Annotated in this window: 6 protein-coding genes and 2 pseudogenes; 4 read left to right on the forward strand and 4 right to left on the reverse strand. The window is 56.7% G+C overall.

What is annotated here, in order from left to right; all coding sequences use genetic code 11:
• Positions 1–102 precede the first annotated feature (102 nt).
• The 3 genes from MXAZACID_RS16515 to MXAZACID_RS16520 all read left to right on the forward strand — a co-directional run bounded on the left by MXAZACID_RS16515 (position 103) and on the right by MXAZACID_RS16520 (position 3,463).
• Positions 103–555: a helix-turn-helix domain-containing protein gene (locus MXAZACID_RS16515; protein WP_008495668.1), complete on the forward strand. Its 453-nt coding sequence runs from the start codon at positions 103–105 to the stop codon at positions 553–555.
• Between the two features lie 196 nt (positions 556–751).
• Positions 752–1,036, forward strand: coding sequence for a hypothetical protein (locus tag MXAZACID_RS18930; protein ID WP_144052859.1), 285 nt, complete (start codon positions 752–754; stop codon positions 1,034–1,036).
• Positions 1,037–1,108: 72 nt separating this feature from the next.
• Complete coding sequence (locus MXAZACID_RS16520; protein WP_008495669.1) at positions 1,109–3,463, forward strand: EAL domain-containing protein; 2,355 nt, start codon at positions 1,109–1,111, stop codon at positions 3,461–3,463.
• Positions 3,464–3,763: 300 nt separating this feature from the next.
• Here MXAZACID_RS16520 and MXAZACID_RS19860 read toward each other — a convergent pair whose 3' ends face one another.
• The 4 genes and pseudogenes from MXAZACID_RS19860 to MXAZACID_RS18475 form a co-directional block, all read right to left on the reverse strand.
• Positions 3,764–3,958 (reverse strand): transposase, encoded by a 195-nt coding sequence (locus MXAZACID_RS19860; RefSeq protein WP_205619850.1) that lies wholly within the window; start codon positions 3,956–3,958, stop codon positions 3,764–3,766.
• Positions 3,959–4,843 (reverse strand): hypothetical protein, encoded by an 885-nt coding sequence (locus MXAZACID_RS19865; RefSeq protein ID WP_205619851.1) that lies wholly within the window; start codon positions 4,841–4,843, stop codon positions 3,959–3,961.
• A gap of 38 nt (positions 4,844–4,881) precedes the next feature.
• Positions 4,882–5,193 (reverse strand): transposase, encoded by a 312-nt coding sequence (locus tag MXAZACID_RS19870; RefSeq protein ID WP_205619852.1) that lies wholly within the window; start codon positions 5,191–5,193, stop codon positions 4,882–4,884.
• 129 nt (positions 5,194–5,322) lie between these two features.
• A pseudogene (locus MXAZACID_RS18475) lies at positions 5,323–6,680 on the reverse strand (ISL3 family transposase).
• Positions 6,681–7,161: 481 nt separating this feature from the next.
• On the opposite strand from MXAZACID_RS18475, the pseudogene MXAZACID_RS20255 reads away from it, so the two are divergent.
• Positions 7,162–7,613 (forward strand): annotated as a pseudogene (locus tag MXAZACID_RS20255) (transposase); the annotation flags it as partial.
• Between the last annotated feature and the right edge of the window lie 389 nt (positions 7,614–8,002).

An 8,002-nucleotide genomic window follows, 5' to 3' on the forward strand; every position in this document is an offset into this window, starting at 1 on the left:
AGAAACCGGCAAGAAACTTCAATCACTTGAACCAAAATCCAGGCCCCAAAGCTAAATCAGAAAAAATAAAACCAAGTTTCGGGGTTTTTCAGCAAACTGCTAATGCAAAATGAGCTTGAGGAGGATCGGCCAGGTGCTGCCGCTGTGGCGAGTTCGCTCGCACTGGCCGTCATGGTCATCGTGTTGCGCACACATCTGGCCGCCGCTGCGCCTCGGCATGGCGTGCTGGCGCTGCTAACGCGACAGCAACCCGCAAAGGCGCTTATCAGTATGCTGAACAACCCTGCCCGGCCCTGGTCGTTGGACGAGCTGGCCTCTTGTGCCAATACGTCCCGCGCCACGCTGGTCCGGCAATTTCAGGCGGCCGTTAACATGGCGCCAGCCGCTTACCTTGCGGAGTTGCGACTTACCATCGCCAGGGGCCGTATCCGCGCGAGCCGTGCGCCGCTCGCGGTCATTGCTGAAGATGTCGGTTACCAATCTGAAACAGCATTCACCCGCGCCTATCAGCGGCAGTTCGGCGTCACGCCAAGCGGAGACCGTTCAACCGCTTGACGTTTAGGCCTCGTCACGGTTTAGCCAATAGCCGTTTTGCTTTAAAAACCACAAAAAGCAGCCAGTCTGCTCACAGCACCAATTGTCCCAAATATTGGACGGAAAGAAGCGCCCTGTTTAGTCATTCCCGGGCTCGAATTGGATGCTCGGAAGCAGGCATTCCAGACGTGAAAATGTTTTCTGTTGATAACGTGGCATGGCGGCTTTGTTGGGTCTTTTCGTTCGCGAGGCCAGCTTCCATGAGTGGCCACCAGGAGACGGTGCTCCGCGTGGCAAACCCGTCCTCGCCATCCAGCAATCTCGCGTAAATCCTAAATTATGCGCCATCCGGCTGAATAAGCCTGAATCTTTAGATCTAGCACTGCAAGGAATGGTGGCGGCTCATCGCGAGAAGGCCTCTTCTCCTGGAGAAGACACAATCCGTAAATACGTTATGTCTTACGGCGGAGAAATTAATATTATGTTTGTGAAGATGCATTAGATCGCATAAAATGCAACAAATACTGGCAGGCGTGCGCGTTATGGCGCTCAAGAATCCGCTAGAGAACGGTCCATGTCGATAATCGCCTGGGCATGGATTTTGTTAGCGATCGCGATCGGTTTCGGTTCTTGTCTCTGCGCCGCATTTCTCGTTGCGCGGGCAAGAACCAAAGGAGCGGGGAAATGCTCGTTCTGGCTCGGCTTAGCCGTGTTGATCTTTGGAAGTGGAGTCTGGACGACCCACTTTGTCGCCATGATGGCCCAAGAGCCGGATATGGAAATGGGCTATGCCCTTCTACCGACAGTGTTGTCAGCAGCCTGCGCAATTTTTGGAGCAGCGCCCGCGTTTGCGCTCGTATTGGCGCCTAACCCGGTCATATTTCGTCGGGTTGCTTCGGGGGCAATTCTGGGGGGCAGCGTGGCGGCAATGCATTTTACCGGCATGGCAGCGATGCGGTTCGACGGACGCTTGGACTATCAACCTGGTTGCGTGATCCTGGCCATAACGCTTGGTATGATACTGAGCACACTAGCTTGGCGGCGAGTGGACGCATTATCGTGTGCTGGCGCGGTGGTGGAAACGGGGATTTTTCTGGTCCTCGGAATTGCGGCTATACATTTCATCGCCATGGCCGGCACTCGCTATTTGCCTGGCACGGAACCAGCGGTTGGTGGAATTCTGATTGGCAGAAACGCCACTCTTACTTCAGCCGCCGCGTGTGCAATGGTGATCGGATTGGCGTCGGTTATTGCTGTTTTCGATCAACGCTGGCGCTGGGTCCGACAAGAAGCGGCGCGACTGCGCGAGGTGGCGGACTGCACGATCGAGGGTCTGCTCATTCACGCTGATGGTGTAATCTTGTGGGCAAACAACGTGCTGTGCCACATGCTCGAATCCAGCGCGGAGGGACTTGCGGGACGCGACGTGGCCGAGATCGTGGCGCCCAAGTGCCGCAATACCCTACGTCCACATCTTTTCGCTGAGGTGCACTCGATCGACGAGATTGAAATCGCTGTTGAAAGTAGCAGGATATTATGTGTCGAAATCGCAAGTCGAGCGATCCGCTATGAAGGAAAACCAGCGGGCGTGATTGCACTCCGTGACATCACTGAGCGACGAAAGGCGGAAGCACGGATCGAACACCTCGCATTTAACGATGCGCTCACTGGCCTTTCTAATCGTGTTAGATTTGACGAAGTACTGGCCAAAACGATCCAATCCACCGTTACAGCACGGCCGGCATATTTGTTGATGATTGATCTGGACCGATTTAAGGCTGTGAATGACCTGCATGGCCATCCAATAGGTGACCGGGTGCTGCAGCACGTGGCATCACGATTACAACGATTGGTTCGACAAGAAGATCTGGTAGCGCGATTAGGTGGTGACGAATTCGCAATTTTACTGCCCAACACAACTGCGGAGGCTGCTATAGGGCTGGCAGAGCGAATTATTGAAACACTGAGCCGGCCCGTCGAAGTAAATGGCTTAATTCTCATGATTGGTGCCTCGGTTGGTCTTGCATCGGCGCCAATTAACGCTAGCAGATCGGCTTCTCTGATGCAGGCATCAGATTTCGCGCTTGGTCGAGCAAAACGCGAAGGACGAAATCGGTATTGCTTCTTTGAGGTGGGAATGGATGTTCGTTTCCGCGAACGCCAGGCGATCGAACAGGATCTACGGCATGCAATTGAGGCGCGCACGCTCGACGTTCATTATCAGCCTCTTGTGGATTGCGTTACGCGGAGGATCGTCGGTTATGAGGCTTTGGTGCGTTGGCACCATTTGGAGCGAGGTTGGATTTCACCCGCGGAGTTCATCCCGATTGCAGAAGACTCAGGGTTGATCATGCCACTTGGCCAAATGGTGCTTGAGTGTTCAGTAGCAACGGCACGTGACTGGCCGAAAGACGTCGTCCTTGCAGTCAATCTCTCACCCCGCCAGTTCTGTAACCCGAACCTGCCTGAAGATATTATCGCGACAATCACCCGCCTTGGGCTGCCGGCTGAACAACTCGAGCTCGAAATAACCGAGAGTGTGTTGATAGATGATTCTTCACGCGCACTCGCGATGTTGAGACAACTAAAGGCGCATGGTATCCGCATCGCTCTCGATGACTTTGGTACTGGCTATTCTTCTCTTGGCACACTTCGCCAATTTCCGTTTGATAAAATGAAGATTGATCGTTCCTTCGTGCAAAATCTTGGTATTGACGCGGACGCTACAAGTATGGTGCACGCGATCCTGGCGATGGGCAACAGCCTGCACCTCGCGGTCACCGCTGAAGGCGTAGAGACTCAAATTCAGTTAGATGCCCTTTACGCAGCAGGATGCAGCGTCGTTCAAGGTTTCCTTCTAGGACGACCGGCACCGTCGCCTCTACCCTTCGTCAGCGCGAATGAACTTCTACCAAGCCGGCATTCCTAAGTTACTTACTAGTCAGTAGTACGGCCACGGTTTTGTAGTTCTTGTTCGCTGACCGGAGCAAGCAATCGATCCACGTTGCCAATACCCGGCCGAAATTCTCATGATTCGTTCGCTCTCATCAGAGGGTGGGCTTGGCGTGGGAGTGTTGCCTACTGTGGCATAACTTGTACAGACCGTGTGAAAACCCATCTTGGTTTGCAGCTTGGGTGGTTACGTGCGTCACGTCGGGCGAGTCAGCTTTCTCGTTCGTGGTGGCGATGATCTCTGCAGTCGGCGGTGCAAAGCCCGCGCTTTACCTCATCATGCCGCTACTGCGGTGATTAATCTCGGCACGCCGACCAGGGTGATGCCTCTTCTTATGTTGTAGGCCAGTGCGGTGAGGCTGAACTCCCCACGGACATTCTCCAACTTACGCATACGGAACGCGCCCTGGTTCATCCACTGCTTGATGCTGCCGAACGGATGCTCGACCGTTTCGCGTCTCCGGTCCATCATCTACGGTCGGGCGGCGAGCCGGGTCGCCATGCGGTCCATGACCGCCTCGTTGTCGAGCCGGAACACGCGGCGATAGCTGTTGGTCGTGCAGCGCGGCTTGAGCGCACAGTCCCGGCAAGCTTGGCGGTTGCAATAATCAACCTTACGGTTGTCCCGCAGCTTGCCTTCATAGAGCGGCACCAGTGTTGCCCCGCCTGGGCAGACATAGACATGCTGGTCCGGGTCATAGCGGAATACCTCCTTGGGGAAGAGTCCGTCGCGGGCAGCTGTGCCCTTGATCGGCTTGGGCACATAGGCGGTGATGGCCGCCGCTTCACAGGCGGCGATGTCCTCGATCTTGTAATAGCCCCGGTCGGCCACGGCTTCGATTGTCGCCACACCCAGCGTCTCCATGGCGGCGGTCACAGTGGGCGCCAGCAGGCCCATGTCGAGTACTTGGTTGTTGACCGCCTGTTCGGCGATGAGCCCGTGCTTGGCATCCACGGCCAGCTGGACGTTGTCACCCACCCCCACCTTGGTCATGCGGGCCATGGCGCGGGCGTCTGGATCGGTAAGCGAAATCTGGTCAGCGCCGCTGCGCTCCAGCTCATCCAGCAGCGCTTGGTGGCGTTCGCGCCGGCCGCGGATCGCCACGATCTTCTCCGCCAGTCTGGTCTTGCCGCCGCCGCCGGCCCGGTCCTCTTCCGCATCGCCCTCGTCCAGCCGGGTCAGATATTTGGCCAGCTTCTCGTCAGCCTCGCGGATGAAGGTCGCCAACGCGGCGCCAGTGAAGTTGCGATTCTTGTTGTTCACCGCCTTGATGCGCGTGCCGTCCACGGCCAGCAGCTCCCGCCCAAACAGGTCAAGCTCCGGGCACAGGATGACGAACCGGCGGAACACCGGCATGAAGGCGGCTCGGTTCTCACGCCGGAATCCGCAATGGTCTAGAAGTCCGGCTTGAGGTGCCGCAACAGCCAAATGACCTCGATGTTGCGCCGTGCCTCCGCCTCAAGTCGCCTGCTTGAACGCACGCGGTTGAGACAGCCGTAGATGTAGAGCTTCAGTAGATCCGCAGGTTGGTATCCCGGGCGGCCCGTCGCCTTGGCCGTGGCCCGGGCAAAGCCCAGACTCTGCAGGTCAAGCTCGTCAACAAACGCTTCAATGAAGCGGGCCGGATTCTCCGGCCCCACATAGTCGTCCACCGCCTCGGGTAAAAGCAGAAGCTGCGAACGCGCCGTCCCCGTCATGTGCGCCATGGCCAAACCTATCACCAGCTGGGGATCAGGCGAATCGATGACCTACAGTTTTCATACGGTCTTCGTAAATTAAGCGACAATCTGATTCAGGTAAAAGCGGCTCTGACTCACATTTGCTGCTGGCGATGCTCATGCGCCGACTACGCGCGCCTGAAGCAGGTCAAGTTTCGCGCGCCCATACATCTGTCGCTTGATAAGTTTGAGGCGCGTGATCTGCCCCTCAGTCTGTCCGTTCGACCATGGCGAGACGATCGCGTTTCTGGCAGCCGTGTGGTCCTTTTCGACGCCATTGGCGAATGACCCGATAAGGCTGCCTTTGGCAATCTCCAGCCATTCATCGAGCTTTGCCGCTGACTTTGGGCGGATCATGGATTGGAAGTCCCCAATCGCTTTGCGCGCCGCGACCAATTCAGGGACGCTTGCCTCGATAACTGCCACCAGAATCGCTTCGGATTTAGCAAGCTCATCCCGTGCCGAGGTCATCAGGCGGGCAATAACCCTGGCGGAGGGCGTGCGTGCAAATCTACTTTGATTGGCCTTCTCAGCGAGGCGCCGGCGCTGTGCCCATTGCGAGATGACACCGCTCTGACCAATAAAGCCTTCGGTGCGCATCTCACGCCAAAGTGCCTGAGCATTGCGGGCGCCGCTTTCCCATCTACTGTTCAACCACGGCAACCAGCTATCCAGAGAGCTTGGCCAGGTACGGAAAACGTCCAGTCGCTGTCCGCGCAAAACGTCGCGAACGAGCTTTCGGCTATGACCTGTTTGCCGGACAATCTGCCTGATGGAGGTCCGTTGTTCGCCAGTTCCCGGATCGCTTCGTTTGCTTCCTTCCGACGTCGGTAGCCTTCATATTGCAGCTTCTCGGCATAGGTGAGAAACTTGGGATCAATGTCATTGTTGCCGACCGACCGTCTGATCTGCCGCATGGACTTGCTGACGGCGTCCAGAAACGCTCGACTTGAATTCTCCGTGAGATGCCAACGATCGGCAACCTGCTGAGCTTCAGGCAGCCCTTTTGCGATTACCTCGCCATATCCGCCGCCCCGGTCACGGGCAACAATCGATATCAACAGGCGGTTGGCAAGCCAGGCTCGAGACGTCTCCAGCGCTCGGTCCGGCAATAGGGTAACAGGCTTCCGGCGCTCCAGATCGCAAATGATCGCCCCCATAGCTCTGGCGCCGCCGGAAAGCGAAATCGTCAATGCCTATGACATGAAGCTCGTCAGTCTGATCAACCGCATGCCGGCGCACCGACCGGGGCGCCATGATCGCAAGAAAGGCGCGGTGGCCATCCAGAGGAAGGTCCAATGGTCGACGGACATATCGGCTCTGAACCCGGCGACTTAGCCGCCCGCAATCGGGACACGCCCCAGAGCCATACCGTGAACGCAGCAGGATTTGGACATCCTCGCCGATGCTCTCTGTACTGAGACAACAACGAAGCCTTCCGGTGCAAGGTTTGCGCGCTGAAATCGAGCGTGCATGGCAGATAATCCCATCGACGCGGCCAAACGATGTCATCTAAACAGCAGCCAAAGTGAGCCAGAGCAAATCTCGGTGGAATTCCCGGTTCGCGTGTGGAACGGCCCTGGATTCAAGAGCGAGATTACAAGAAATTTGGCAGCGGCACGAATGCGGTCATGTGTACGGCTTTTGTGGCGCAGGGCCATGGCTGCCTGCCCAGATGGGTTCCGCGAATGGCATCCAGACACTTCTACGGCATTGATGTGCCGTTGACCCGGACTGGATTGCTACCATTCGTCGGTTCGACCGATCGCCATCTTTTTCTATCGCCTTTGCCTCCTCGACACCGGCTCGTGGCTAGGCTACTGTCGGCTCCCGCCGGTACACCTCACCACGTGCCATCACTGCCCAGATCACTCCGGCGATCTTGTTGGCCGGCGCAGCCGCCGCGATCTTGCGCGGCCGGCGTTCCAGTAATTGCACTAGCCACGCACTTGCCCATTTCTCCTATGTTGGATTGCCGAAGGCTGGTTCCAGGTGGCGTGGTTCGTGATCTCTTCTCCCGGCGTATCGTCGACTGGTCGATAAATGCGGAGCGCGATGCGGCGCTGTTATGGATGCCCTGATGATGGCAATGTGGCGCCGGGGCAAAGCCGACGCGCTAGTTTATCATTCAGATCAGGGCTCACAATATACCAGCGAGCAATTCCAACGCTTGCTGGTCAGCATCAGTATCACTCGTAAGCGGAGCCGGTATTGTCAGGGACAATTCAGAAATGGAGGGCATCTTCTCCTTGTTCAAAACTGAACGCACAGCAGCCAAAACATATCGTACCTGTGATCAAGCAAGGGCAGACGTATTCGGATACATCGAGTGTTTCTATAATCAACGGCGCAGGCATTCAAAGCTGAACTATCTCAACCCTATGGAGTTCAGGACAAGGCGTTGCTAGCTTATCTTGCCGTCCACCAAACCGGCAGTAGCTCAGTTGGATGAATTTTTCGGTTGAAATTAAGGGCCGACGCAATTCCAGATTATAGCAGATCCGTTCTACTCGCCACATAACATATGACGCAACCATCGTGACGGTAAAATCAAGCTAGACTACACAGGCTGTAATGAGACAGTCCGACTTCCGCGGTTGCCGCAACCTCCCGCTGCTCGTTCTGGTGGCAATTATCGCCGGCTGCGCCGCAAGACCCTGCCCCCCTTATCTTCCCCGCCAGAGATAACGTCCGCCGACCTCGGGATGGCGACGCGGATTGCCTTTCAGCAGGGTGCTATCGCCGGCCGCCTCTACCAGCGGAGGGCCGATGCGAGGCGGCACGCGCGCTATGATCG

The organism is Acidocella sp. MX-AZ02 (assembly GCF_000306035.1).
Classification (GTDB): Bacteria; Pseudomonadota; Alphaproteobacteria; order Acetobacterales; family Acetobacteraceae; genus Acidocella; species Acidocella facilis.

Bases quoted from the DNA above. Each gene is read 5' to 3' on its own strand.
- MXAZACID_RS19870 (WP_205619852.1), bottom strand. From the start codon at position 5,193: ATGGCGCACATGACGGGGACGGCGCGTTCGCAGCTTCTGCTTTTACCC.
- MXAZACID_RS19860 (WP_205619850.1), bottom strand. From the start codon at position 3,958: ATGATGGACCGGAGACGCGAAACGGTCGAGCATCCGTTCGGCAGCATC.
- MXAZACID_RS19865 (WP_205619851.1), bottom strand. From the start codon at position 4,843: ATGCCGGTGTTCCGCCGGTTCGTCATCCTGTGCCCGGAGCTTGACCTG.
- MXAZACID_RS18930 (WP_144052859.1), top strand. From the start codon at position 752: ATGGCGGCTTTGTTGGGTCTTTTCGTTCGCGAGGCCAGCTTCCATGAG.
- MXAZACID_RS16520 (WP_008495669.1), top strand. From the start codon at position 1,109: ATGTCGATAATCGCCTGGGCATGGATTTTGTTAGCGATCGCGATCGGT.
- MXAZACID_RS16515 (WP_008495668.1), top strand. From the start codon at position 103: ATGCAAAATGAGCTTGAGGAGGATCGGCCAGGTGCTGCCGCTGTGGCG.